The organism is Bradyrhizobium sp. IAR9 (assembly GCF_013408065.1).
Lineage (GTDB): Bacteria > Pseudomonadota > Alphaproteobacteria > Rhizobiales > Xanthobacteraceae > Bradyrhizobium.
Window position 1 is genome coordinate 25609 of record NZ_JACBZW010000009.1, and the last position, 25401, is coordinate 51009.

The 25401-nt window shown below is 65.2% G+C and carries 21 protein-coding genes; 3 read left to right on the top strand and 18 right to left on the bottom strand.

Annotated elements, in window-relative coordinates:
• Window positions 1-41: 41 nt before the first annotated feature.
• The 14 genes from GGD67_RS23025 to GGD67_RS23090 form a co-directional block, all read right to left on the bottom strand.
• Entirely contained in the window at window positions 42-2558 is a 2517-nt protein-coding gene (locus tag GGD67_RS23025) for a M56 family metallopeptidase (protein WP_179736062.1), read from the bottom strand.
• The gene (locus GGD67_RS23030; protein ID WP_018319749.1) at window positions 2555-2947 is read right to left on the bottom strand and encodes a BlaI/MecI/CopY family transcriptional regulator; all 393 of its coding nucleotides are present in this window, start codon (window positions 2945-2947) and stop codon (window positions 2555-2557) included. The genes GGD67_RS23025 and GGD67_RS23030 overlap by 4 nt, the downstream gene beginning before the upstream one ends.
• A 277-nt stretch (window positions 2948-3224) precedes the next feature.
• On the bottom strand, window positions 3225-4877 hold the full coding sequence (locus tag GGD67_RS23035; RefSeq protein WP_084674887.1) for an NAD-dependent malic enzyme: 1653 nt from the start codon (window positions 4875-4877) through the stop codon (window positions 3225-3227).
• A gap of 161 nt (window positions 4878-5038) precedes the next feature.
• A complete protein-coding gene (locus tag GGD67_RS23040) occupies window positions 5039-6031 on the bottom strand; it encodes a tripartite tricarboxylate transporter substrate binding protein (RefSeq protein WP_179736064.1) in 993 nt (330 codons plus the stop codon).
• Between the two features lie 97 nt (window positions 6032-6128).
• Window positions 6129-8468 carry a mechanosensitive ion channel domain-containing protein gene (locus tag GGD67_RS23045; protein WP_179736066.1) on the bottom strand — a complete coding sequence of 780 codons (2340 nt, stop codon included), beginning with the start codon at window positions 8466-8468 and terminating at the stop codon, window positions 6129-6131.
• Between the two features lie 818 nt (window positions 8469-9286).
• Window positions 9287-10324, bottom strand: coding sequence for a patatin-like phospholipase family protein (locus tag GGD67_RS23050; protein WP_179736068.1), 1038 nt, complete (start codon window positions 10322-10324; stop codon window positions 9287-9289).
• Window positions 10321-11250, bottom strand: a complete 930-nt coding sequence (locus GGD67_RS23055; RefSeq protein WP_018319743.1) for a polyphosphate kinase 2 family protein — start codon at window positions 11248-11250, stop codon at window positions 10321-10323. Before GGD67_RS23055 ends, GGD67_RS23050 begins: the two co-directional genes overlap by 4 nt.
• Window positions 11210-12229, bottom strand: a complete 1020-nt coding sequence (locus tag GGD67_RS23060) for a branched-chain amino acid ABC transporter permease (protein WP_179736070.1) — start codon at window positions 12227-12229, stop codon at window positions 11210-11212. Before GGD67_RS23060 ends, GGD67_RS23055 begins: the two co-directional genes overlap by 41 nt.
• Window positions 12226-13107 (bottom strand): branched-chain amino acid ABC transporter permease, encoded by an 882-nt coding sequence (locus GGD67_RS23065; protein WP_092253303.1) that lies wholly within the window; start codon window positions 13105-13107, stop codon window positions 12226-12228. Before GGD67_RS23065 ends, GGD67_RS23060 begins: the two co-directional genes overlap by 4 nt.
• Before the next feature lie 5 nt (window positions 13108-13112).
• A complete protein-coding gene (locus GGD67_RS23070; RefSeq protein ID WP_018319740.1) occupies window positions 13113-13817 on the bottom strand; it encodes an ABC transporter ATP-binding protein in 705 nt (234 codons plus the stop codon).
• 2 nt (window positions 13818-13819) lie between these two features.
• Complete coding sequence (locus GGD67_RS23075; RefSeq protein WP_018319739.1) at window positions 13820-14587, bottom strand: ABC transporter ATP-binding protein; 768 nt, start codon at window positions 14585-14587, stop codon at window positions 13820-13822.
• Window positions 14588-14601: 14 nt separating this feature from the next.
• On the bottom strand, window positions 14602-15912 hold the full coding sequence (locus GGD67_RS23080; RefSeq protein WP_092253307.1) for an ABC transporter substrate-binding protein: 1311 nt from the start codon (window positions 15910-15912) through the stop codon (window positions 14602-14604).
• A 93-nt stretch (window positions 15913-16005) separates the two neighbouring features.
• Window positions 16006-16710 carry an NUDIX hydrolase gene (locus tag GGD67_RS23085; protein WP_179736073.1) on the bottom strand — a complete coding sequence of 235 codons (705 nt, stop codon included), beginning with the start codon at window positions 16708-16710 and terminating at the stop codon, window positions 16006-16008.
• 30 nt (window positions 16711-16740) lie between these two features.
• The gene (locus GGD67_RS23090) at window positions 16741-17766 is read right to left on the bottom strand and encodes an ABC transporter substrate-binding protein (protein WP_177236956.1); all 1026 of its coding nucleotides are present in this window, start codon (window positions 17764-17766) and stop codon (window positions 16741-16743) included.
• A gap of 138 nt (window positions 17767-17904) precedes the next feature.
• Between GGD67_RS23090 and GGD67_RS23095 the strand changes: the two genes are divergently transcribed.
• Window positions 17905-18354, top strand: a complete 450-nt coding sequence (locus tag GGD67_RS23095; protein ID WP_018319735.1) for a cupin domain-containing protein — start codon at window positions 17905-17907, stop codon at window positions 18352-18354.
• Window positions 18355-18402: 48 nt separating this feature from the next.
• Here GGD67_RS23095 and GGD67_RS23100 read toward each other — a convergent pair whose 3' ends face one another.
• Together GGD67_RS23100 and GGD67_RS23105 are read right to left on the bottom strand one after the other, a co-directional pair.
• A complete protein-coding gene (locus GGD67_RS23100; protein WP_018319734.1) occupies window positions 18403-19191 on the bottom strand; it encodes an ABC transporter permease in 789 nt (262 codons plus the stop codon).
• Entirely contained in the window at window positions 19191-20009 is an 819-nt protein-coding gene (locus tag GGD67_RS23105; RefSeq protein ID WP_179736075.1) for an ABC transporter ATP-binding protein, read from the bottom strand. Before GGD67_RS23105 ends, GGD67_RS23100 begins: the two co-directional genes overlap by 1 nt.
• Window positions 20010-20289: 280 nt before the next feature.
• Between GGD67_RS23105 and GGD67_RS23110 the strand changes: the two genes are divergently transcribed.
• Both GGD67_RS23110 and GGD67_RS23115 read left to right on the top strand, forming a co-directional pair.
• Complete coding sequence (locus GGD67_RS23110) at window positions 20290-21072, top strand: ABC transporter ATP-binding protein (RefSeq protein WP_179736077.1); 783 nt, start codon at window positions 20290-20292, stop codon at window positions 21070-21072.
• A complete protein-coding gene (locus tag GGD67_RS23115; protein ID WP_179736079.1) occupies window positions 21069-22628 on the top strand; it encodes a glycine betaine ABC transporter substrate-binding protein in 1560 nt (519 codons plus the stop codon). The genes GGD67_RS23110 and GGD67_RS23115 overlap by 4 nt, the downstream gene beginning before the upstream one ends.
• Window positions 22629-22786: 158 nt before the next feature.
• Here GGD67_RS23115 and GGD67_RS23120 read toward each other — a convergent pair whose 3' ends face one another.
• On the bottom strand, window positions 22787-24499 hold the full coding sequence (locus tag GGD67_RS23120) for a sulfatase-like hydrolase/transferase (RefSeq protein ID WP_179736081.1): 1713 nt from the start codon (window positions 24497-24499) through the stop codon (window positions 22787-22789).
• Window positions 24500-24714: 215 nt separating this feature from the next.
• Window positions 24715-25368, bottom strand: a complete 654-nt coding sequence (locus tag GGD67_RS23125; RefSeq protein ID WP_246784434.1) for a TetR/AcrR family transcriptional regulator — start codon at window positions 25366-25368, stop codon at window positions 24715-24717.
• Between the last annotated feature and the right edge of the window lie 33 nt (window positions 25369-25401).

Consider the following 25401-nt stretch of genomic DNA (forward strand, 5'->3'; position numbering starts at 1 on the left):
TTGAAACATCTCCATCAAGACATCGGGAGCGGCCGGCGGCCCTAGAAATTCGGCCCGAGCGCGATCTTCGTGATGGTGTCGTTCCTGACGCCGATGCGCCATTCCGCCGAGCCGTTGGCGAACTGGGCGATGTAGATGTCGCTGTCGAGCGCGGTGACGCCGCGGAAGGAGACCGCACGCAACGCACCGAGCCGCGCCAGGATCGCCTGGTCGAACGGCAACTGCTGACGCGTGATGTCGGCCACTTCCGAGGTCATGTGCTCGTAGTCCGGCTGTCCTCTGCCGACGCCCTCGATATAGCGGCGCAGCATCGCCTCGCCATTGGCGATCGGAACGGCGCGGCGCGCGGCGCGACCGGGATGCGCGCCGATATTCGAGGCTTCGACATTGTGGAAGCGGGTCTGCCGGCCCGGCATCAGGATCTCCAGACACCGTCCCGATTTGTCGGCGATCATCCAGGGATTATTTACGGTGGTGGTGGTGAACCAGGTCATGTTGGGCCTGACGATCTGCGCCTTGCGATTGCCGTCCGCGTCCAGCTTGAACACCTGGATGTCGTCGGCCATCTCGTTGTAGAGCATGATCCTGATCGGCGAGGTGCCGGCGCGGCCGCGAACGCTCGCCTCCTCCGCGCAAGGCACGATGCCGCCGAGCTCCTCATTGCCGTCGGCCCGGAATAGCACGTCGCCGGCCTTGCCGTCCGGCTCGATCATCAGGCGAAATTCCGCCGTGCCGTTCTCGAACTTCGCGCCATAGATGTCGTAGCCGCCGGGGCCGACGCCGCGGAAGAAGATCGATTGCACCGCGCCGAGCGACACGAACGTCGTTTGCGACTCGCTGAGCTGCCGGTGAACCTTGGCCGCCAGCGGCGCACTCATCCGATCGTAGTTCGGCGTACCGCGGCGAAGATCCTCGATGCCGCGCAAGATCATCTCCTTGCCGCCGGGCGCCGGGACCTGCTCCCTGAATCGGTCAGGCACTTCCGCAAGGCGGCGCGCGAAATCCGCCTCGATCGCCTGAGCCACCGCCGCATCGATCCGGGGCGCCAGGCGGGCGCCAAAGACCGAATTGTGCACCAGCACGCGCGAGACCTTTGATTGCTCGTCACGCAGGAAGATCAGGAGATTTTCGCCACGAATTGAGAAGATGTCGGCACCTTCGGCGAGGAGCGTCGCCGGGCCCAGCACGGTTTCCTGCACCCGGAGCCGATCACCGTCACGCCGCACCGTCAGCACGCGGTTCGGCGCAATCCTGTACCAACCGACATACGGATCGAGCGATAACGGCTCGGCTACCGCCGCCGGCATCTCGGCGACACGAACCGCACGAATGTCGCGGCCGTTCATGCGCAGCGTCAGCTCGGACGAGCGGCGCTCCGCATCGAGCGCGAAGGTGATCTCGCCGGACGAGGCCGCGTAGGACGCCGTGCCGTCATTGCCGACCGTCAGGCGCAGCCTGCGCTGGCCCGTGAGCTGGCCATAAAGCTCGTCGCCCTCGCGGAAGACGGCGAACACCGAGGTCGGACCCATGGCGTAGAAATTGACGAACGGGCGGTAATGCTGGACGGGCACCTCGCCGATATCCGCGGCCACGGGCGCCGCGTCCGGCGTGCGATAGGCGATCATGCCGGCGGACACGATCACCACGGGGACGATCGCAGCCGCGATCCACAGCCGCTTGCGCCAGCTGACGGCGACGGGCATCGCGGCAGCCGCGATGATGCGCTCGACACGGGCGCGAACGGTCGAGGCCCGCGCCATCGCGAGCTCGACCGGGCGCGGCTTCACGGTGCTGGCGAAATCGAGCAGGATTTCCGCATAGGACAGCCGGTCGTCGATCACCTCGATCGCCTCGGCGTCGCTGATGATCTCGGCGAGCTCGGCAAGCCGCGCCAGCTGCCACCACGAGAACGGGCTGAACCAGAACACCGCGCGGTTGAACGACGCCAGCAGGAGGACGTAGAAATCGCGGTTGACGACATGCGCGCCTTCATGCGCGAGCACCGCAAGGCGCTTCTTCGCGTCCCAGCTGAAAAATTGCGGCGGCACCAGAATGGTCGAGCCGAAGGTGACGGGGCCGCCGACATCGCGGCTGACGCGCACGTCGGCGTCGATCATCTGCAGGCCCTTCATCGGCTTTGCCGCGCGCGCCAAACGCCAGGTCAGGCAGAGCCCGATCGCGAGCCGCAGCAGCAACAGGCCAGCGACGCCGGCATAGATCACGGTGGCAACGAGCCACCAATTGATCGAGAGCCCGCTTTTGGCCTGCGGCGCGATGGCAATGCCGGGCGCGACTGGCAGCGCGGGCTGCGGCGTCTCCAGCATCGAGACGTCGGCCGGCAGAAAATCATCCGGCACGGCGACCGGCAAAGGCAGCCGGGTGATCGTGAGCGTCGGCCAATGCATCACGAACGGCATCGCCAGCGATGCCAGCAGCACGACGACCCAGGCCGTCATGTGAACGTGCGGGTTGCGCACGCGAAACAGATTGAGACCGAACCAGACGACGCCTCCCAGCACAAGGGAGCGCAGTGCCGCCTCCGCCAGAGTTGCGATCATTCTTTCTTCACTCCCCTCGCCTTCTTCGCCTTGGCCACCTGGTCGGCCAGCGTGCGCAATTGCTGCTGGTCGAGCATCTTGTTGTCCACCATGCCGACGAGGACCTCCTCGATCGAGCCGTTGCAGAACCAGTCGACGATGCGCTGCACCGCCTTGGCCGCCACCTTCGCGCGCGGTTCGGCGGCCTGGTAGACGTAGGTACGTCCGTCCACGGTGTGATTAGCATAGCCCTTTTCTTCCAGCCGCCGCAGCACCGTGCGCACCGTCGATTCCTTCAGACGCCGCGACAACCGCTCGCGCACGATTTCGGCCGTGACAGGACCATGGGCCCAAACCAATTGCATGACCTCGTGCTCGAGGTCGCCCAGTTCGGGCAAACGATCGTCCATGGCGACTTACCTTGCGGATTGAGTTTTCTTGTAGCGCTACAGACTGTCGCATATGCGGCCGCGCGGCACAATGGCGATTCCACCTGGGATGGTGCCGGTGTGCTGACCTAGTTGCCGGCTCGTGATTTGAGGGAAGTCGAAATATGCGAGGTCGTCACGCCCGGGCTTGTCCCGGGCATCCACGTTCGTACCGCGCGTCAAGACGAGGATGGCCGGGACAAGCCCGGCCATGACGAGGCGGACACGTGACGCGCCTTAACCGCGCAGGGATGGCGGCTTAGTAATGCGGCTCGTACATCTGCGACTGCACGAGCGCCTTGACGTCGTTGGGTGCGGGTCCGTCGGCGAGGCCGCGCTGATAGGCAACATCCGCCACCGCCGCGGCGATGCGGACCGAGACCTCGCGGATGCGCGGCAGGGCCGGATAGAGGCTGCCCTGCGCGAGATCTTCCTTGCCGACGCAATCGGCGAGCGTATGGGCGGCCGCCATGAACATCTCGTCGGTCACCAGCTTCGAGCCGCTGGCGATGACGCCGAGGCCGACGCCGGGGAAGATGTAGGAGTTGTTGCCCTGGCGCGGCACGAAACTGCGGCCGTTCAGCGTCACCGGATCATACGGGCTGCCGCAGGCGAACAGCGCGCGCCCATCGGTGTAGCGATAGGCGTCCTCCGCCGAGCATTCGGCCTTCGAGGTCGGGTTGGACAGCGCGAACACGATCGGCTGTTCGTTGAGCTCGGCCATCGCCTTGAGCACCTCGGGCGTGAAGGCGCCGCCAACCGCGGCAACCCCGATGATCGCGGTCGGCTTCAGCGTCTTGATCGCGGTGAGGAAGTCGGCGATCGGCGCTTGACCCGTATGCGCATAGCGCAGCTTGTGGCCGGAAAGGCCCTCACGGCCGCCGACGACGAGCCCGCGGGAATCCACCAGCCAGTTGCGCCGCAGTGCTTCGGCTTCCGAAGCACCCTCCGCCATCATCGCGGAGACCACGAGATCGGCGATGCCGGTTGCCGCTTCGCCTGCCCCTAAGAACAGGATGCGCTGATCCTTCAGCTTGCCGCCGTTCACGCGTAGCGCCGAGAACAGGCCAGCGAGCGCGACCGCCGCAGTGCCCTGAATGTCGTCGTTGAAGACGCAGGCCTCGTCGCGATATTTGTGCAGCAGCTTGAACGCCGAATGATTGGCGAAATCCTCGAACTGGATCAGCACGCCTGGAAAGGTTTTTCGCGCAGCTTGCATGAATTCGTCGACGAAGCTGTCATAGGCCTCGCCCGTCAGCCGCCGCTCACGCAGGCCGAGATAATAGGGATCGTTCAAGAGCTCTTCGTTGTTGGTGCCGACGTCGAGCACAATCGGCAGGCACGCTTCCGGATGCACGCCCGCGCAGGCCGAATAGAGCGAGAGCTTGCCGACCGGAATACCCATGCCGTTGGCACCGAGATCGCCCAGTCCCAAAATGCGCTCGCCGTCGGTGACGACGATCAGCTTGGCCGCATAGGGCCAGTTCTTCAGAATGTCCGCGATCTGACCGCGGTCGCGCGAGGAGATGAACATGCCGCGCGGCCGCTGGAAGATCAGGCCGAATTTCTGGCAGGCGAGCCCGACCGTCGGGGTGTAGATGATCGGCTGGATCTCGTCGATATTGTCGACGACGACGCGGAAGAACAGCGCCTCGTTGCGGTCATGCAGCGCGTTCAGCGCGACGTATTTTTCCAGATCGGTCGGCAGCGTTCGCAGATTGGTGAGGACGCGCTGAGCCTGCGTCTCCATCGTCAGCACGCAAGGCGGCAACAGGCCGCGCAGGCCCAGCGCCTCGCGCTCGGCTTCCGTGAAGGCGGTCCCCTTGTTGAGCAAGGGATCGCGCAGCAGTGTCATGCCTTGCGGCGGATTGGACGATGTCGGTTGGGCAACGACCCGGGCAGGTCTATTCACGAATTCCCCCAAGAAGCTTCATATTGAACCGCGGACATTGTCGGCCAGCGCTCCATTGAGATCAAGGACGTAGCGACGGAGGCATCGATTGTGATCTCGCACCGCAGCGAGACTCTCGCGAACGACAGGCAGTCGCACGCGAAAAGGTTAACGTCGCAAGGCTATTCCGGCTTGATATCGGCAGCCTTCACGATCGGCCACCATTTCTCGGTCTCGGCCTTCTGGAACGCCGCAAGCGCTGCGGGCGTCTGCTGCGCTGGTAGCGGAATCTCCTGCCCCAGTTCGGCAAAGCGCTGCTTGACGGCGGGCTCGGCGAGCACGGCGATGATGGCCGCGTTGAGCTTGGTGACGATGTCCTTCGGCGTGTTCTTCGGTGTCCAGATGCCGTGCCAATAGGAGATATAAAGGCCGGGTAGGCTCGCTTCGTCGACGGTCGGCACATCGGGCGCAGATGCGAGCCGCGTCGGCGAGGTCACCGCGAAGGCCTTGATCGCACCGCTCTTGACGTGCGGCAGCGAGTTCGAGGCCTGGTCGAACATGATGTCGATCTGGCCGGCGACGAGATCGATCATGGCAGGTCCTGCGCCGCGATAGGGCACGAACTGGAAGTCGGTGCCGGTCTTGTCCTTGAAGAAGACGCCGGCGACATGTGCGCCCGTGCCGGCCCCGGCCGTCCCGGCGGTGGCCTTGCCGGGGTTGGCCTTCAGCCAGGCGATCATCTCTTTCAGGTTATTCGCCTCGAGCGACTTCCTGCCGACGATGAGCTGCGTCCCCATCGCGATCATTGCGACCGGCTCGAAATCGGCGACCACGTCATAGGGCAGCTTGAAGATCGCGCCGTTCAGCACATGGGTGCCCCAATGACCGATGGTGATGGTGGTGCCGTCGGGTGTCGCACGCGCCACACGCGCGCCGGCGATGCTGCCGGATGCGCCCGCCACGTTCTCGACCACGACCGTGGTGTGCAGCGCGGCGGCGATTCGCTCGGACAGGATTCGCGCCAGCGTGTCGGTCGGGCCTCCCGCCGCGAACGGTACGATGAGGGTTATGGGGCGCGATGACTGGGCGCTTGCCGGTGCGCACCACATCGCGCATCCAATCAACGCGCCAACGACGATCACATGACCGCGCAACACGGCCCACAGCCCCCGCATCAGCCTCTCCCACCCTTTTTGCCGCCCGCATGTCGGCAGCGGGCTGGAGGGCGAGTGAACGCTGCCGGACGGGCCGAGGCAAGCGGTAAGTTGACTGCTATCCGGCCGCCCGCCGCGGCGTCAGATTGGCCGCGCCATCTGCCGGCGGCACGACGTGCATCAGGATGGTCTGGGTGGCGGAAGCGACGTCGATACCGTTCTGCTGGAAGCGCAGCTTCATGCGGCGGTTGAATTCGCGCTGGACCGGCCAGCGCCCGGCCTCGGTGCAGCGGATCTGGCCGACGATCGACACCATCGCGCCGTCGACCTTGTCGATGCCCCACAGATCGAGGTCGCCGCGGATCAGCGGGCGGAATTCCGGTTCGCGGCGCATCTCGTCGACGATGTCCTTGAGGATCTGGCCGGCGCGGTCGGTGTCTTCCTTGTAGGCGACGTTGACGCTGACCGAGGCGTTGCCGGCGCCGCGGCTGGCATTGGTGATGGTCGTGACCGCGCTGAACGGCACGATGTGCACGGCGCCGTCGCCGGCGCGCAGACGGATGGTGCGGATCGAGACGTTCTCGACCACGCCCGACAGCCCCGACACGCTGACATTGTCGCCGACCTGCACCGTGTTCTCCAGCAGCAAAAAGAGACCGGTGATGAGATCCTGCACGAGCTTCTGCGAGCCGAAACCGATGGCGATGCCGACGATGCCGGCGCCCGCGAGCAGCGGCGCGACATTGACGCCGATCTCGCTCAACGCGGTGAGGCCGACGACGGTGGCGATCAGGCACAGCAGCGCCGTGCGCAGCATCGGCTGGAAGGTGCGCAACCGCGCGGCACGGGCGTAGTGCCCGTCCCGCGACAGCGTGTTGATCTGGCGGTCCAGCAGCGCGTTGCTGGCTTCCCAGATCGCCGCCGCGATCAGGACGGCAAGGCCGATCGTCACCACGGCCGAGATCAGCCGGCTGCCGATCTGGCCGCCATAGAACCAGACGATGGCGTCCACGCCCCAGACCTCGAGCACGGCGACGAAGCCGATGAAGCCGATCACGCCGGATACGATCTTGCGCAGCAGCGGCAGATAGCGGTTGGCGCGGATCTCGAGACCGGGAAAGCGCTGGAGGATCTCCGGCTTGATGCGGAAGCCGCGGTCGATCAGGCTGAGCGTCAGCATGATGGCGACGCGCGTGACCAGCGCCACCACGACCGTACCGACGAAATACTGCAAAAGCAGCGAATAGCCGTTGCGGATGTTGAGCGCCCACACCGCCCACAGCGCAAGATCGAGCGCGATGGCGAGATAGTGCCAGCCGCCGGCGACGCGGTTGCGCAGGCGGGCCGCGATGCCCTGCCGCTCGGCCGGCGCACGGATGGCCTCGGCGACCTGCCGGCGGCATTGCAGGATGATGACGACGATGAAGAGGTGCACGACCAGCATCACCATGCGCAGCAGCGCCGCATAACCGGTACGATGCAGGCCGAGCAGCAGGGCCACATTGGCAAAGGCGATGCCGGAGACGCCGACGCCGACGATGCGGCGCGCCCAGATCTCGATATAGGCCGCGGTCTCGGCCCGGACCGGAAACAGCCCGAACGGTCCCGCCAGCGCCCGGATCACGCAGATGAGTCCGCGCGAGAAGGCATAGGCATTGACCACCGCGAGGATCACGAGGCGAACGGTCGTGGGCTCGCCGATCTCGGTGCCGAGCAGCGCGGTGGCGACGCCGACGAAGATGACCACCGGCAGCAGTTCGAGCACGAGACGTCCCAGCACGAAGGGCAGCCGCAACAGGACCTGCCACACGCGCGCGAGGCTGTGGCGTCGCTTGTTCAAGTCGGGCGCGGGCGTGACATCGGCCGTTGAGGACGGCGGGTCGGCAATGGGGATCACCTGTGCCGGCAGGTGCGCGGTTTGCGGCACGCGTCCTTCCAGGAACGCAACCGGGCGGCGGATCAGGCGAAAGATCACCCACTCGGCCGCAAGCGCGCAGCCGAGCACCAGCGCCAGCTTCCAGGCGATCTCGATCAGGAGATTGTAGGCGGCAGGATCGTTCGCAGTCCGCAGGAACCAGTAGTAGAAGGCCGGGAAGTGCGTGAGCGTCCGCGCCATGCTGGCGATCTCGCTCGAGATCGCGCCGATCTCCTCCGACACCGTGAGCAGGAGTTGCGCGCCAAGGCCGTCGGCGGAGAGCGGGATCGGCGACTTCTGCTCAGGCGCGGGCGGCGCAGGCTGCTGCTGACCGGACGCACTCGCGATCGCGCGCAGCGTGTCGATCATCTGCGCGCGCTTCTTGTCGTCCTGGAGCGTATCCAGCGCGCGCCTGGCTTCGTCGGGCGACAGTGCGGCAGCATTGTTGGCCGCCGGCCGAGGCGTTTCGGCGCGGACGCCGGAGAAAGAGGAGATCGCGAGGAAGAGAGCGGCGAGGACCGCCGGGGCAAGCTTATGCGACACGAGGATTCCCTGGAAAAAATGAATGAGCCCGCGGCGTCAGGACCGTCGCCGCCGAAGCACACGCGTCATGTCGGATCGCAGCTATTCGCCTCCGGCCTGTGTCGGAAGTTGGCCTTTGAGGCGACATTCTCTTGGCATTTGCCGCAATGCGAAGATCGGGGAACCGCAACATCGGCGCGGGTCAATTGCCTGGCAATTGCGCTGCGGCCATGGCTCGAGACGCGCTCGGGCCAGCCGACGTGCCATGCAACACCCTCCGTCATTCCGGGAGTCGGCCCGGAATGACGGCAAGGAGGAAGGTGGAGGAGAAAAGCAGGATGTCAAAACCACCTGTCGCGGTCAGCCTCGTGTTGGCCATCCGGACACGATCGATGTGATGCAAAATACAGCGCCGGGAAGGTAGGGGCTCTGCCTCACTGATGCAGCCCGCTAAACCTTGACCCGGCGTGCCGTTCGCGGTTTCCGCCGCTATGCGATAGTCCGAACGAGCTCCATCGCACTTAACGCGGCTGGATTTGCGGAGGTGGAGTCATAGACCTCCCCTTGCTCATGAGGTGGACGTTGCGCGTCGCTTATTGCGACCAGCGGAATGCTCCTCCTGTGCCACAAAACTGTCAAGCGAGATCAATGATGTGAAAGATCACATTTGAATGTGCCGGTTCCCCGGATGGGCATGGTGACATCATGTCCCTGTTTTGCCCGACGCGCCAACTCGATTTCGCAAAATCAGCATTCATACGACACCCACCGGCAAGCCATTGATTCCGCTGCGCCCGGCTACTGTGCATGGGGTCGTTTTCGTAGTTTTTGTCTGTGGCCTAGAGAAACATGTCGGCCAGGTCCACCGTCGAGGCGATCCCGACCTGGTCGAAGTTGCGCGCCAGCCAGCTTCGCGCCGCCGAACGGCCCTCGTCGCGCAGGCGGCACAACAGGCTCCATTCGGGATGGAATTGCGTGGCCGTGCCGAGCTGCGACATCAGCTGGTCGTTGCCGATCCAGTGCATGTACATGCGGCTGTGCTTGCCGCTGTCGAGCTCGCCATCGTCGATCAGCCGTGTGGCGAAGGCGATCGCGCGCATCTCACGCATCAGGGACGAATTGAAGCTGATCTCGTTGATGCGATGGAGGACGTCGGCCGCGCTCGTCGGCAGCTCGTCGCGCCGGATGGCCGTGACCTGCACGACGACGACGTCGTGGCTGCCCTTGCGGTAGATCAGCGGGAAGATCGCGGGATTGCCGAGGTAGCCGCCGTCCCAATAATGTTCGCCGTCGATCTCGACGGCCTGGAAATAGGGCGGCAGGCAGGCCGAGGCCAGCACGGTATCTGCGGTGAGATGCGGGCTCTGAAATACCTTGATCTTGCCGGTGCGGACGTTGGTCGCGTTGAGGAACAGTTGCGGTGCCTCGGGCGAGGAATTGAGCCGGTCGAAATCGACGACCCGCTGCAAGAGCGACCGGAGCGGATTGAAATGAAAGGGATTGAGCAGACCCGGCGGCAGCGTGTGCGTCAACGTGTGGATGACGGCGTGAACCGGATGATATTCCGGCGGCAGCTTCAGGGCCTGGATCCACTGGTTCAGCGGCGACATCAAATCGTATGCCATGTCCATGCGAGACACTTCGTACCAGAATGCGTGCAGGCTCTCCCGCGCGGCCTCCGCGCCCCCGTGCGCCATGCCGGAAGCCATCGCCACCGCATTCATGGCGCCGGCACTGGTCGCGCTGACCGCCTCGATCGTGAGCCTGCCGTCTTCGAGCACCTGGTCGAGCACGCCCCAGACGAAGGCGCCGTGCGCGCCGCCGCCCTGGAGCGCGAAATTGACGGTCTTGCGGTCGACGGTCCGATTGGCTGTCACTTTGCTTTCTTCTTGCCTCCCGTCCCCTCTTTCTCCAAGGCCTTGCGCACCTCGTCGAACTCCGCCACCGAGGCCTTGTCGGCGCGGGGGAAACGCAGGTCGAGCTTTTCGAGCGCGGCATTGATCACCGAGCCGATCACGACGCGCGCGAACCATTTGTGGTCCGCGGGCACGACATACCACGGCGCATGCGGCGTAGAGGTGTGCCGGACGATATCCTGGTAGACCGCCTGGTAGCGCGGCCACAGCGCGCGCTCCTTGATGTCGTCCATCGAGAACTTCCATTGCTTGGCCGGCTCCTCCAGCCGGTCGAGGAAGCGCTTGCGCTGCTCCTCTCTGGAGACGTTGAGGAAGAACTTCAGCACCACGGTGCCGTTGCGGCAGAGATACCGCTCCCAGGCGGCAATGTCCTCGAACCGCTCGTTCCAGATGTTCTTGGTGAGGAGCTTTGACGGCAGCTTCTCGTTGGCCAGAAGTTGCGGATGAACGCGCGTGACGAGGCATTCCTCGTAGTGCGAGCGATTGAAGATGCCGATATGGCCGCGTTCGGGCAGCGCGACCGCGTGCCGCCAAAGGAAATCGTGGTCGAGCTCGTTCTTGCTCGGCGCCTTGAAGGCGGTCACCTCGCAGCCCTGCGGGTTGATGCCCTCGAAGATCGCCTTGATGGCGCTGTCCTTGCCGCCGGCGTCCATGGCCTGAAATACGATCAGGAGCGACCAGCGGTCCTGGGCATAGAGCTTCTCCTGAAACCCGATCAGCCGCTTCTTGTTGGCGTCGAGAATCGCCAGCGACTTCTCCTTGTCGAGATCGCCCTTCTCGTCGGTCTTGTGCGCCTTGAGATGAAACTTGCCCGATCCATCGTAGCGGAATGGCGTGATGTAGCGGTCAAGTTCCTGGGCGAGCGATTTGGACGGCTTCTTGCTCATGAGCGCGGGGCACCTTGGGTTGCGGCTTCAGTCGGTCGAGCAAGCTACCAAGGATGCCCTTGGGAAGGAATATGATGAAAAGGACCAGCAGCACGCCGTAGACGAGATTGTCCCAGCCGACCGCCTTGGTGCCAAAGCCGATGCGAAGGGTTTCCGCCAGCAGGATGGTGATCACGGCGCCAAAGGTCGGACCGAGCGAGACGAACAGGCCACCCACGATGGCCGCGAACACCATCTGCAGCGACACCGCGATGCCGCTGACGGTGTCGGGCGTGATGAACATCTGGTACTGGCAGTAGATCGCGCCCGCGAGCGCCGTCATCAGCGCACTGAGCAGCGTGATCTTCAGCTTCTCCCCGGTGACGTCGACGCCGGCGGCGGCGGCTGCGTCCTCGTCCTCCGAGATCGCCTCCAGCGCATAGCGGCTCATGCTGCGGTCGACCCAGTGCCAGACCACGATGCCGAACAGCCAGACCCCGAGCGCAATCAGATACCAGGTCGTCTTGTCGTCGAACTGCAGTGCCAGCAGCTTGTTGCCCGAGGTTCGATTCGGCGTGTAGCCCAGCGAGCCGCCGGTGTAGTCGCGCGTCGCCGTGATGACCTGGAGCACGATGCCCGACAGCGCCAGCGTCACCAGCACGAAATAGTGTCCGGTGATGCGGAAGCGGAAGCAGGGATAACCGACGATCAGCGCCAGTGCGCCGGCAGCGACCATGCTGACGGGAATGCCGATCCAGGGCGATACGCCGAGGTGATTCCACAGCAGCGCGGTGACATAGGCGCCGATCCCCATGAAGCCGCCATGGCCGAGCGAGACGAGGCCGAACCGCCCCATCATCGACCACGACGTGTAGGCGAACGACCAGATCAGGATCAGCACCAGGATGTGCAGATGATAGGGATCGCGATAGACGAAGGGCAGCGCGACCAGCGCCGCCAGCCCAATCCCCCATGCCGCAAGCCGCCCCTGCCCCATCATCGGCGCCTCGCGAGCAGGCCCGCGGGCCGGATGAACATCATGACGATGAAAAAGGCGAAGGCGAGCACATAACCCCATTCGAGGTCGGAGAACAGGCCGCCGAGCGAGATGATCTCGGCGAACACGAAGGCGGCGATGAAGCCGCCGATGAAATTGCCGAGCCCGCCGAGCACGCAGATCAGGAAGGTGATCGGCCCGAAGGACAGGCCGACGAAGGGGTGCACGTCATATTGCAGCACCAGCAGGCAGGCGGCGAGCCCCGCGAGCGCGCCGCCGAGCGCGGAGGTGATGAGATAGATCCGCTTGGTGTCGACGCCCATCAACGCCATGATCTGCCGGTCCTGCGAGATGGCGCGGATCGCGGTGCCGGTGAAGGTGCGGGTCATGAACAGATAGACGGCGACCATGCCGACCAGCGCGGCCAGGAACGACAGTAGCCGCGCGTAGCTGAAATTCATGTCGCCGAGGGCGAGCACTGGCAAGCGGATGCCGAGATTGCGGAAATCGATGCCGAAGGCGACGGTGGCAAAGCTCTGCAGCACGAACAGCACGCCGCCGGTCGCAAGCAGCTGGTTGATCGGCGGCGCAGTCAACAGCGGCGCGATCACGAGGTAATGCAGCGCCGCGCCGAGGATCGCGACCAGCAGGATGGTGAAGGGCGCGGCGACGAAATAGCTGACGCCGTAATACTGCACCATGAAATACATGGCGTACATGCCGATCATCACCAGCTCGGCATAGCAGATCCAGGTCACGTCGATCACGCCGAAGATCAGGTTCAGCCCGAGCGCGAGCAGCGCCAGCACGCCGCCGAGCAGGATGCCGTTGATCACGGCCTCCAGCAGATAGATGTCGAAGACGTCCAAGAATGCCTGCATGCCCCTCACACCCCGAGATACGCTTCCTTGACCGTGTCGCTCGCCAGCATCTCGGCGGACGTGCCGGATGCCCGGATGGTGCCCGCCTCGATCAGATAGGCGCGATCGACCACTTTCAGCACTTGCTGCACGTTCTGCTCCACGATCAGCACAGTCAGCCCGCTGGCGCGGATCCGCTTCACCAGCTCGAACACCTGCTGCACCACGACCGGCGCGAGGCCGGCCGAGGGCTCGTCGAGCAGCAGCAGCTTTGGATTGGACATCAGCGCACGGCCGATCGCGCACATCTGCTGCTCGCCGCCGGACATGGTGCCGGCCATCTGGTGGCGCCGTTCCTTCAGGCGCGGAAACAGGTCGAACACCACTTCGAGCCGCTCGGCATACTGACTGCGCGCCTCCTTCATGAAGGCGCCCATCTTGAGATTGTCGTCGACCGAGAGCTGCGGAAACAGCCGCCGGTTTTCCGGCACATGCGCAATGCCGAGGCTGACGATCTTGTGCGGCGGAGTCGCCACGACGTCTGTCACCTCCATCCGGATCGAGCCGCGCGAGGGCCGGATCAGGCCGGAGACGACACGCATCAGGGTGGTCTTGCCGGCGCCATTGGGGCCGATGACGCCGACGGCTTCGCCGGCCTTCACGTCGAGATTGACATCGAACAGCGCCTGGAACGTGCCATAGCCGGCATTGACCGCGCGGAGCTCCAGCATGCCTAGCCTCCCGCGCGGCGGCGCGCTTCGGCGGCCGCGGCCTGCGTGGTCTCGGCATCGGTGCCGAGATAGACCTCGATGACGCGCGGGTCGCCCGCGACCGCGCTCGGCAGGCCTTCCGAGATCTTCTCGCCGTGATCGAGCACCATGACGCGATCGACGACGCGCATCAGCACGCCCATGATGTGCTCGACCCAGATGATGGTGATGCCCAGCTCGTCGCGGATGTTGCGCAACATGTCGGCGGCCTGATCCATCTCGGTTTCGTCGAGACCGCCGAGGCTCTCGTCGGCCAGCAGCAGCTTTGGCGCCGTGGCGAGCGCTTTCGCAAGCTCGAGCTTCTTCAACCCCGCTGCGCCGAGACCGTCGACGCTGGCATGGCGATCGGTCGGCAGACCGACCATCGCGAGTGACCGTTCGGCCGCTTCCTCGGCCTTGATGCGGCTGTGGCGACCCTGGCCGTAAAAGCCGGCGAGCGCGACGTTCTCGAAGATGGTCAGGCGGCGGAACGGCCGCGGAATCTGGAAGGTGCGGCCGATTCCGCTGTTGATGATCCGGTGCGGTGCGAGGCCCGCGATCTCGGAGCCGCCGAACACGATCGAGCCCGATGTCGGCGCGAGCGTGCCGGAGAGCATGTTGAAGATCGTGCTCTTGCCCGAACCGTTCGGCCCGATCAGGCCGAGGATCTCGCCCTGATCAACCCGAAACGACACGTTGTTGACGGCGGTGAAGCCGCCGAACCGCTTCACCAGCCCACTGACCTCCAGCACCAGACACTCCGCCGCTATTGGTTGCTGTAGGTGGTGCCTTTCGGCAGCGGCAGCACGGCTTCGCGCTGCGCCTGGCTCTTCGGCCACACCACGGAGGACTTGTCGTCGATGTACTGGATCACGACGGGGAACGAGCGCTCGTTCTGCCCGGCCATGGGGCTGCCCTCGCCGTAGAACTTCACGCCGAAGCCGAGCATGGTGCCACCTTCGGGGATGTCGGTGTCGAGCGCCGCCTTGCGCAGCGCCTCGGGATCGACACCGCCATATTTCTTGATCGCGCGCGGCAGCACGTCGGCCATGAACACGTAAGTGTTGGACGCGCCGATGCCGACATGGGCGGAGCGGATGGCAACCCCGGGCCTGATCTTGTCAAACTCCTCGCCGACCATCTTGATCACGGGCGGGAGCTTCGGATCCATGGTCTTCTGGTTGGCGAGCCAGATCGAGATCGGGTCGGCGTTGAAGATGTAGGTGGCGTCGGCCCCCATGCCTTCCTTCAGCTTCTCATAGACGCCGTAGCCCGCACCATGGCCCATCAGCGCGCCGAACTTCAGGCCCTGCTCGCGGGCCTGGCGGAGCAGCAGCGTGATGTCGGGGTTGTAGCCGGTGTGGAAGATCACGTCGGGCTTGGCACGCTTGAGCTTGGTCACCAGCGCCGATAGATCGGGCGCGGTCGCCGAATAGCCCTCCTTCATCACGACGTTGAAGCCGGCTTTCTTCGCGCCTGCCTCGTTGCCCTTGGAGACGTCGACGCCATAGGCGCCGTCCTCGTGGATGATGGCGACGCGCAGGTCCTTCGGCTCCTTGTCGAACTTCGCCTTGGCGTTCTGCGCGATGAAATCCATCGTCATCATGCCGAACTGGTCGCCGCTCGCCTGCGGGCGGAAGACGTATTTGTAGCCCTTCTCGTTGAACACGGCGGACGAGATGCAGGTCGTCATCCACATGAACTTCTTGAGCTGCTCGACGCGGGCGGCCACCGGCACGCACTGCGCCGAGGAGAAGAAGCCGAGCACCATGTCGACCTTCTCCTGCTCGAGCAGGCGGACGGATTCGTTGATGGCGATGTCGGGCTTGCTCTGCGCATCGGCATAGACCGCCTCGATCTTGTATCCTTCGACGCCGGTCTTGGCGAAATGGTCGAGGATGATCTTTGCGCCGATATAGCCGAGTTCGGAACCGCCGCCGGCCAGAGGTCCGGTCAAATCAAAAACGACGCCGATCTTGATCTTCTTGTCCTGAGCCTGGGCGGCCACCGCCAGGCTCGTCGCGGATATCGCGATCACCAGCCCACGTACCAATCGGGCAGCCATGCGCAGGCGCATCAAAACCTCCCTGGACGATTGTGCATTGCATTCGTCTTGCTTTTGGTTGCCCCCATCACATGGGCAGAGCGCAGGGATGTCAAGCCTCGCGCATCAGCGCGAGGCGAACTGCTGCTCGATAAAGGCCGTGACAAATCGCGGCATGGTCGGCGTGAGATCACCCGTCCCGCGCACGAGATGAATCGCCGACAATTCCGGCTCGTGCTCACGGGCGAGATTGGTTTCGATCCGGGCGCGAGCCTCGTCGCCGGGCATATCGAGGTTGAGCACCTGCATCATCGCAATCGTGGGGCCGCTGACGACGCAATACCAGTCCGGCTCGGCCCGATAGTCCGCCGCCGTCAAGCCGGTCTCTTCCTGGATTTCGCGGACGACGCTGCCGGGAATGTCCAGCATCCCATCCCTGACATCGTCGAGATCGGGCGTGCCCGACGGGAAATAGATGCGGCCTGCGTTCGCGGTGTGCTGCGCCATCTCGCCCATCAGGAAGGCGCCGTCGGACGTGCGCAGCGCGCCCATGCCAAACCCGTTGAACACGGGCGCGCCGGGAAAGCCCCAGTCGCGCCAGGCAAGGAAGCTTGCGAAGTCGGTCTCGAAATAGGTCGCAGTGAAATGACCGTCCGCGAATACGGGATCGCGTCCCATCAGGACGCGGCCGTTCCAGATCTTCGGCCGCTCACGCTGCTTTTCGGCGAAGTGCGCCGCGATCTCGGCCCGGCGCTCCTCGGCGAACGGCCAGACGATCGGCCGCACGGCAAGAGCAAGCGTCGTGACGCGATGAATGATCGGTGACGTCATGAGGGGGCGACTATCACGCCTTCGCGTCAGCTATTTGGCGTTCCCCGTGGTCTTCTTGGCCTGCTCGACGAACTTGTTGGTGAAGGTCTTGCTGACGTCGATCTTGGCGTTCGCCACCTCGGGCGAGCCGACGCTGAACACCGCGAGCACGGCATCCGCGCCCTTCGGGTCCATCTTGCCGGTCTCCGAGTACATCGGGATCGTGTTCTTCAGCGCGGCGAGATAGAGATCCTTGTTCTTGCCGACTGTCTCCTCCGGCATCTTCGCCATGATCTCCTCAGGGCTGTGCGAATGGATCCAGGCGAGCGTGGCGAGGATCGCGTTGGTGAGCGCCTGTGTCTCCTTCTCGTGCTTGGCAACCCAGGCCGCGGTCGAGTACAGCGCGCCGCCGGGATATTCGCCGCCGAAGGTCTCGAGCGTGTCCTTCTGCGTCCGCGTGTCGGAGAGGATGCGCAAATCCTTGTGGCTGCCCTGCAGCACGGTGACGGAGGGGTCGAGCATCACGGCCGCGTCGATCTGGCCCTGCTCCATCGCGGCGACCGCGGTGGCGCCGAGGCCGACGCCAATCACGGCGGCGCTGGTCGGATCGATGCCGTTCTTCTTGAGCATGTACTTCAGGAAGAAGTCGGTCGAGGAACCGGGCGCGCTGACGCCGACCTTCTTGCCGGCGAGATCCTTGACCGACTTGATGTCGTTGGTGCGCGAGGGCGCGACCACGAGCACGAGGCCGGGATAGCGGTCATAGACCACGAAAGCCTGGAGCTCCTGCTTCTTGGCGGCCAGATTGACGCAATGGTCGAAATAGCCGGACACGACGTCGGCGCTGCCGCCGAGCACGGCCTTGAGCGCGTCCGAGCCGCCCTTGAGGTCGACCAGCTCGACATCGAGGCCGGCCTTCTCGTATTCGCCGAGCTGCTTGGCCAGCACCGTCGGCAAATAGCACAGGCAGGAGCCGCCGCCGACCGCGATGGTGACCTTGCTTTGCGCCGCCGCAAATCCGGTGGTGAGCGTCAGCGCGAGCAGCGCCGCGGCGAGCCTGGCAATCGTGTTCTTCATTGGTTTCCTCCGTTCGGCCGGCGGCACCATAGAGCAGCGCGACGGGCTTGAGAAGCGTGGCCTAAGGCACTGGCCATCGGCCTTTTGGCGCAATAGCATGCGGGTACAACAACAAACTCGTGATGGGGAGGATCATCCATGAATCGCCTTGCAATCGGGCTGTCGATCGCCGCCGCCTTTGCCGCCGGATGCGCCGCGAACCAGCTGCTCCGGCCGGCGCTGGCCGCCGAGAACATCACCGCGCAGATCATCCACACCGGCGAGATGGAGGGCGATGCGCTCGGCGCCGCCAACAATGTCGGCTACCGCTCAAAAATGTTCGCGAGCGCCGACGGCGCCACGATCTCGATCCAGGTCGGCAATGTGCCCAAGCACATGCATCCCAACACCAACGAGATCCAGTACATCCTGGACGGCACCGGCACGATCTGGCTCGGCGACAAGGAAGTCACGGTCAAGCCGGGCGACCTCGTCATCATCCCGAAGGGCACGCCGCATGGCGGCACCAAGCCGATCAGCGGACAGGTCAAGGCGATCGCGATCAAGACGCCGCCGCAGGCGCCCGACGACACCAAGCTGCTGGATTGAGGCTTCGCGATTGGGGCCCGCGCCGATACGCGGGTCCCGCCTCGCGCCCTAGCCGCGCCCATCCGACGCCGTCGGCCGCCACACCAACAGGCGCCGCTCCACCAGCGTGACCCCATAGTCGATCAGGATCACGAACGCCGACAGCACGAACATGCCGGCGAACACGCCGGCGACGTCGAACACGCCCTCCGCCTGCTGGATGAGATAGCCGAGGCCCGCTGCCGATCCCAGATATTCGCCGACGACCGCGCCGACCACGGCAAAGCCGACCGAGGTGTGCAGCGAGGAGAACATCCAGGACAGCGCCGAGGGCCAATAGACGTGCCGCATCAGCTGCCGCTCGCTCATGCCGAGCATGCGGCCATTGTCGAGCACGGTGCGGCTGACCTCCTTGACGCCCTGATAGACGTTGAAGAACACGATGAAGAACACCAAGGTCACGCCGAGCGCGACCTTGGACCAGATGCCGAGGCCCAGCCACAGCGCGAAGATCGGCGCCAGCACCACGCGCGGCAGCGCGTTGACCATCTTGACGTAGGGGTCGAACACTGCCGCTACAATCGGCTGGCGCGCGAACCAGAAGCCGACCAGCACGCCGCCGAGCGAACCGATCACGAAGGCGAGGATCGATTCCGCCAACGTGATGCCGAGGTGCTTCCAGATCACGCCGGAAGAGAACCACTTCACGATCTGGCTGAAGACGTCGAACGGGTTGGAGAAGAAGAACGGCGGCAGCAGGATCTTGCCGAACACGGGAACGGTCGACAGCACCTGCCACAGCACGATGCAGACGACCGCGACCAGGACTTGCAGCGCAAACAGCGTCGGGCGCGACATCAGACCGCCTCCGCCGCTTGGGTGGATTGCGCGTAGCCCTTCATCACCTCGTCCTTGAGCACGCTCCAGATCTCGCGGTGGAGCGCATGGAACTCCTTGTCCAGTCGCACCTCGAAGATGTCGCGCGGCCGCGGCAGGCTCACCTGCCAGTCGCCGATGATGCGCGAGGACGGCCCGGCCGACATGATCACGACGCGGTCGGCGAGCGCGATCGCCTCTTCGAGATCATGGGTGACGAACAGCACGGCCTTGCGGTCGGCGTTCCAGAGGTCCAGCAGCAGGTTGCCCATCACCTGGCGGGTCTGCGCATCGAGCGGCCCGAACGGCTCGTCCATCAAGAGGATTTTCGGATCGCGGATCAGCACCTGCGCCAGCGCCACGCGCTTGCGCTGGCCGCCCGAGAGCATGTGCGGATAGCGACCCGCGAACGCGCCAAGGCCGACCGAGGTCAGCCATTTCTGTGCGCGCGGCAGTGCCTCGGCGCGCGGCGTGCCCTTGATCTCCAGCCCGATCGCGACATTGTCGAGGGCGGTCTTCCACGGGAACAGCGCGTCGGCCTGGAACAGGTAGCCGGCATCCCGGTTCAGCCCCGCGAGCGGCCGGTCGAAAATCCTGATGCTGCCGGCGGCCGGCTTCAGCAGCCCGGCCGCAACGTTGAGCAGCGTCGATTTCCCGCAGCCCGTGGGCCCGACGATGGCGACGAACTCGCCTTGCGCCACTGTGAGGTGGGCCTTTTCCACCGCTGTATAGACCCGCCCGTCCCCGAGCCGGAACGCAACCTTGGCATCTTCCAGCGCCACTGCCGTTGGCGTTGACATATATTCCCTCCGAACTTGGCCCGATGCCTTAGCCGCTCGCGCGGCCAAGTTCAATCAAGCCGCCAAGCGTGCTACGCATGGGCGTCGCCGCGCTCTTACCCTCCCCTGGAGGGGGAGGGTCGGCTCACATGAGCGCCAGCGAAATGTGAGACGGGGTGGGGTGACGGTCTCTCCACGTCCAACACTGCCCGGGTTGAGAGACCACCCCACCCCGCTCGCGCAGCGCGCGATCGACCCTCCCCCTCCAGGGGAGGGTAAGAGAAAAGCGAGCTCACCTGCGATGCCTTCCAAGCCAGCCATCAGCTATGCCCAGGTCACCAAGAGCTTCGGCTCGCTCAAGGCCGTGGAAGATTTGTCGCTCGACATCGCCGAGGGCGAGTTTGTGGCGATCGTCGGCGGCTCGGGCTCCGGCAAGACCACGCTGCTGCGGCTCGCCAACCGGCTGATCGAGGCCGAGGGCGGCACCATCACGGTCGAAGGCGAGGACGTGCAAAGCGTCGATCCGGTCGCGCTGCGGCGGCGGATCGGCTACGTGTTCCAGAGCGGCGGGCTGTTTCCGCATCTGAGCGTCGCCGACAATATCGGGATCACGCCGAAACTGCTGGGCCAGCCAGCGGCCGATATCGCAGCGCGCGTAGACGAGCTGCTGGAGCTCGTGCAGCTCGACCGTGACGCGCATCGCAGCCGTCTGCCGGAGGCGCTCTCCGGCGGCCAGCGCCAGCGCGTCGGCGTGGCGCGGGCGCTGGCGGCAAGGCCCCGCATCGTGCTGATGGACGAGCCGTTCGGCGCGCTCGATCCCATCACCCGCGATGCGCTCGGCGACGACTATCGTTCGCTGCACCGCAAGCTCGGCCTGACCACCGTGATGATCACGCATGACATGACGGAGGCGATCCTGCTCGCCGACCGCATCGCGGTGATGCGCAGCGGACAGCTGCTCGCGCAGGGCACCCCCACCGAGCTCTCGAACAACAGCGACGCTTACGTGCTGGAGCTGCTGCGTACGCCGCGGCGCCAGGTCGAGCGGCTGAACGCGCTGCTGCCACAAAGCGGTGCGGCATGAGCCTGTTTTCCGATCCACGCTGGGGCGAGGCGCTGGCGCATTTGCCCGATTATCTCGGCAATCATGTGCGGGTGAGCCTCGCCGCGCTCGCGCTTGGCCTTGCCGGCAGCCTGCCGCTGGCGATCCTGACGCGCAACCGTCCGGCGCCGCGAGCCATCCTGCTCGCAATCGCCAGCATCGTGCAGACAGTGCCGGGCCTGGCGCTGCTCGCGCTGTTCTATCCGCTGCTGCTGCTGGCCGCCTCGGTGACGCTGGCCTGGTTCGGCGTATCCTTCTCGGCGTTCGGCTTCCTGCCGGCGATGCTGGCGCTGGCGCTCTATTCGATGCTGCCGGTGCTGCGCAACGGCATCACCGGGCTCAACGGCATCGATCCCGCGCTGATCGAGGCCGCCAAGGGCGTCGGCATGACCGCGCGGCAGTCGCTCGTCATGGTCGAGCTGCCGCTGGCGCTGCCGGTGATGATGGCGGGCATCCGCACCGCCGCGGTGTGGGTGATCGGCACCGCGACGCTGTCGACGCCGATCGGGCAGACCAGCCTCGGCAATTACATCTTTGCCGGGCTTCAAACCCAGAACTGGGTGTTCGTGCTGTTCGGCTGCTTTGCCTCGGCGCTGCTGGCGCTCGCCGTCGATCAGCTGCTCGGCCTGATCGAGGGCGGCCTGCGCCAGCGCAGCCGCGCCCGCACCGCGCTCGGCGCAGCCGGTATCGCGGCGCTGGTCGCTGCAACGCTGGTGCCGACGATGGGACGCTCGTCGCAGGGCTATGTCGTCGGCGCCAAGACCTTCGCCGAGCAATATGTGCTGTCGGCCCTGCTCAGGGACCGCCTCCAGGCCGCCGGTCTGCCCGCGACGACGCGCTCGGGCCTCGGCTCCAGCGTGATCTTCGGGGCGTTGAAGGCCGGCGACATCGATCTCTATGTCGATTATTCCGGCACGCTCTGGGCCAATCAGCTGCATCGCACCGACATCAAGCCGCGCGCAGAGCTGTTGACGGACTTGAAGGCAAGCCTGGCAAAGGACAACATCACCCTGCTCGGCGAGCTCGGCTTCGAGAACGCCTATGCGTTGGTGCTTCCGAAGAAGCGAGCCGAAGCGCTTGGCATCCGGACCATTGCCGATCTCGCGGCGCACGCATCGACGCTATCGATTGCCGGCGACTACGAGTTCTTCTCGCGGCCGGAATGGGCGGCGCTGCAAAAGGCCTACGGCCTTTCGTTCCGCGCCCAGCGCCAGATGCAGCCAGATTTCATGTATGCAGCGGTTGCGAGCGGCGAAGTCGACGTGATCGCCGGCTACACCAGCGACGGGTTGATCGCGAAATACGACCTTGTCGCGCTCGACGATCCCAGGCACGCGATTCCGCCCTACGACGCGATCCTCCTGCTCGCACCGAAGCGCGCCGGGGACGAGCGGCTCAAGGCAGCACTGCAACCGCTGCTCGGCAAGATCGACATCGCCGCCATGCGCGAGGCGAACCTGCGCGCCAGCGGCAATGACGCGAATTCCTCGCCGGATGCGGTCGCGAGGTGGCTGTGGGAGAAGGTGGGCGGGCGGTAGGTTGAGATTTCGTAGGGTGGGCAAAAGCGCGCAAGCGCCGTGCCCACGGTCGCTGGATGCGTGTGAGAGGTGGTGGGCACGCTTCCGCCTTCGCTCTTCGAGCTACGGCGGACAAGTCGCTATGCCCACCCTACGGATTCTCAGGATGGCGGTAGAGCCTACAGCCCCCTGATGATCCCCGCGTTGATCAGCAGGCGGTTCAGCCGCCGCGCTTCGACGCCGTCCTTGCAGCTGTAGAACACGCCCTTGCAGCGGAGCATGATCTCCTTCTGCTCGGCGAAGGACGGATCGAGCGGGATGCCGGCGGCCTCCTGGATCACCAGCGGCAGATAGGGGCCGTCGATCGTGTCCATCACGGCAGCACTCTTCACCGGCTCGAAATTGACGGCGTCGATCGCGTAATAGGTCGCGTAGAGGCGCGGATCGTAGGCGTCCAGCTTCTTGCCGAGAGCGCCCTCGTCGAGCCCGGGCTCGAGGATAGCAGGCGCGAACTCGGGTTGATGATCGCCATAGCGCACGATCAGGAAGGGCTCGCCCGGGAACGTCTTCTTCAGGCCCGCGACGAACGCCTTGTATTGCTCGGCGCTGATCGCCTGCCGACGCAGATATTCGTCGATGGACGGCACATTGCCCGGCGCGCGCCAGGTCGGCAGCAGGTCGGGACGGAAGCGCGTCTCCCACGGGAAATGATTGGCACCGAGATAGATGAAGGTGAACAGCGGCTTGTTGGGCGGCTGCAGGCCCATCAGCTGGAGCGCCTTGTCGTAGAAGAAGCCGTCGGGCTCGACGTCCTTGGCGCCGAGATCCTTGGCGTCGAGGAAGCGTTCGATGCCTGTCGTCAGCTGGAAGCTGCGCGCGGCCATGAAGCCGCCATGGGCGGGATAGAGCGACATCGTGTCGTAGCCGCAACGGCGCAGCGCCAGCGGCAGCCCGCGCTCGACGCGGTTCGAGGCGATGCGCGTCACGAAATAGGCAAAGCGGCCGAACGAGCGCGAGGAGAGGCCTGCAAGCACGTTGTATTCGGTGAACCAGCTCGGCCCGCCATTGCTCTCGGCCAGGAACGTGCGTTGCTTGCCGTCCCAGGATTTGAAGTGGCTGCCATAGCCCTGCGGCACCTTGATGCCCTGGGCGGCGCGGATGTCGAAGCTGGATTCATCATGGATCATGATGATGTTCGGCCGGCGTCCGGCAGGATGGCAGGAATCGACCAGCGGCATGTTGAGGCGCTCGTTGGTCGCGGCGGCCGATTCCATGAAGCCGTACTGCACGAAATCGGAGACCGAGCTGACGCCGGATCGGAAGAACTTCGACAGATAGCCGTCGTCGTAATAGCCGCGCCAGGCTTCGTCCGGATGATAGAGCGAATAGCCGACCAGGGCGGCAAGGCAGGCCAGCTTGCAGGCGAACGCCGGCAGACGGCGGATGCGGAACGGATCGAGCCACCACAGCGCATACATCAGCGGCAGCGTGACGAAGCCGGCCAGGATCACCGACCAGCGCAAATTCGGGAAGATCGTGAACAGGAACGCGACGGTGTCGCGGTCGATCATCATCAGGTCGATGAAGTTGACCGTCATCTGGACGACGTCGTGCTTGAGCCGCGACAGCAGCACCAGCACGACGACCATGGTCAGCGACAGCGCGCCTGATAGCGCCGGCCGGCGCAGCAGCGTGATCCAGAAAAAATTGAGAATGCCCCAGGCCAGCGCGAAGGAGAGCCGCGAGCCGAAATCGGTCTCGGTCTGGTACATCAGCGCGAGCGCGGCCAGATGCGGCGCGGCAACCGCGAGCAGCCGCCAGATGCCGAGCGCGGCGACGCTCGCCAGCACGGCGGTCGTGGCAGAAGGACCTGGATTGGGCGCGGACGCCATCGACGACACGCTATACTTCAAGTCCGGCGCGGTGATGCCAGGCCGTCTGGTCCTCGAGACGGTGACGGGGCGTCCGGAGCAGCCGGAAGCCTGCACCGTGTCATAAAACTGTAACGGAACGGTCAAGGACAGGCAACGCATGCGGTGACCCGACCTTCGCTTATTGTTAGTGACCGGCGAAGCCCGCACGGCGGCGGGCCGAGCCGCTCGCTCGGTTAAGGCTTTGCGATGCCGGCGATGAAGAGGTCGAGCACGCCTTCCGCCATCCGCTCGATCGCCCCCTCCTCGACGCCCCAGCGCGGAAAGTGGCCATCGAGATTCATCCGGGCGAAGCCGTAGACCAGGGCGCGGCCGGCGATCTGGATGCGCTTGAGGTCCGCCGACCGCAGCAGGCCCTGCTCCGCCGCCTCGGCCAGGATTCCCTCGGTCAGCGCGATCAACTCGGCATTGTCGCGCGTCAATTCCGCGGAGCTGCCATGGGCGAAATAGCGCCCGGTGGAGATGATCTCGAAATGGGCGGGATTGCGCATCGCCCAGCGCAGGTAAGCAAGGCCAAAGGCACGGAAACGGGCAAGCGGGCCGGCCGCCGGAGCCTCGCTCAGCGCGGCCTCGATCTCGGCACGGAAACGCCGCTGCGCCTCCTCGGCCGCCGCCGCCATCAGTGCATCGCGGTTTGGAAAGTGCCGGAACGGCGCGCCCGGCGACACCGCGGCCCGGCGCGCGGCCTCACGAACGGAGACCTCCGCTCCCTCCGCCGCCAATTGCAGCGCGGCATCGATCAGGACACGGCGGAGGTCGCCGTGGTGATACGGCCTGGCCTGGGCTGCAGGGCGGCGGGCGCGCGGCTTGGACGGCTGGCGGGCGGACATGGCGCTTCCTAGCATCACCCGAACGTGAATGTA

Coding starts and splice junctions, on each gene's coding strand:
- GGD67_RS23070 (WP_018319740.1), bottom strand. CDS start 13,817: ATGCTGGAGCTCCGCGCGGTCAATGCCGGCTATGGCACGTTCCAGGCG.
- GGD67_RS23105 (WP_179736075.1), bottom strand. CDS start 20,009: ATGTCAACGCCAACGGCAGTGGCGCTGGAAGATGCCAAGGTTGCGTTC.
- GGD67_RS23060 (WP_179736070.1), bottom strand. CDS start 12,229: ATGATGGGGCAGGGGCGGCTTGCGGCATGGGGGATTGGGCTGGCGGCG.
- GGD67_RS23110 (WP_179736077.1), top strand. CDS start 20,290: ATGCCTTCCAAGCCAGCCATCAGCTATGCCCAGGTCACCAAGAGCTTC.
- GGD67_RS23095 (WP_018319735.1), top strand. CDS start 17,905: ATGAATCGCCTTGCAATCGGGCTGTCGATCGCCGCCGCCTTTGCCGCC.
- GGD67_RS23030 (WP_018319749.1), bottom strand. CDS start 2,947: ATGGACGATCGTTTGCCCGAACTGGGCGACCTCGAGCACGAGGTCATG.
- GGD67_RS23115 (WP_179736079.1), top strand. CDS start 21,069: ATGAGCCTGTTTTCCGATCCACGCTGGGGCGAGGCGCTGGCGCATTTG.
- GGD67_RS23055 (WP_018319743.1), bottom strand. CDS start 11,250: ATGAGCAAGAAGCCGTCCAAATCGCTCGCCCAGGAACTTGACCGCTAC.
- GGD67_RS23040 (WP_179736064.1), bottom strand. CDS start 6,031: ATGCGGGGGCTGTGGGCCGTGTTGCGCGGTCATGTGATCGTCGTTGGC.
- GGD67_RS23100 (WP_018319734.1), bottom strand. CDS start 19,191: ATGTCGCGCCCGACGCTGTTTGCGCTGCAAGTCCTGGTCGCGGTCGTC.
- GGD67_RS23090 (WP_177236956.1), bottom strand. CDS start 17,766: ATGAAGAACACGATTGCCAGGCTCGCCGCGGCGCTGCTCGCGCTGACG.
- GGD67_RS23080 (WP_092253307.1), bottom strand. CDS start 15,912: ATGCGCCTGCGCATGGCTGCCCGATTGGTACGTGGGCTGGTGATCGCG.
- GGD67_RS23025 (WP_179736062.1), bottom strand. CDS start 2,558: ATGATCGCAACTCTGGCGGAGGCGGCACTGCGCTCCCTTGTGCTGGGA.
- GGD67_RS23085 (WP_179736073.1), bottom strand. CDS start 16,710: ATGACGTCACCGATCATTCATCGCGTCACGACGCTTGCTCTTGCCGTG.
- GGD67_RS23120 (WP_179736081.1), bottom strand. CDS start 24,499: ATGGCGTCCGCGCCCAATCCAGGTCCTTCTGCCACGACCGCCGTGCTG.
- GGD67_RS23125 (WP_246784434.1), bottom strand. CDS start 25,368: ATGTCCGCCCGCCAGCCGTCCAAGCCGCGCGCCCGCCGCCCTGCAGCC.
- GGD67_RS23065 (WP_092253303.1), bottom strand. CDS start 13,107: ATGCAGGCATTCTTGGACGTCTTCGACATCTATCTGCTGGAGGCCGTG.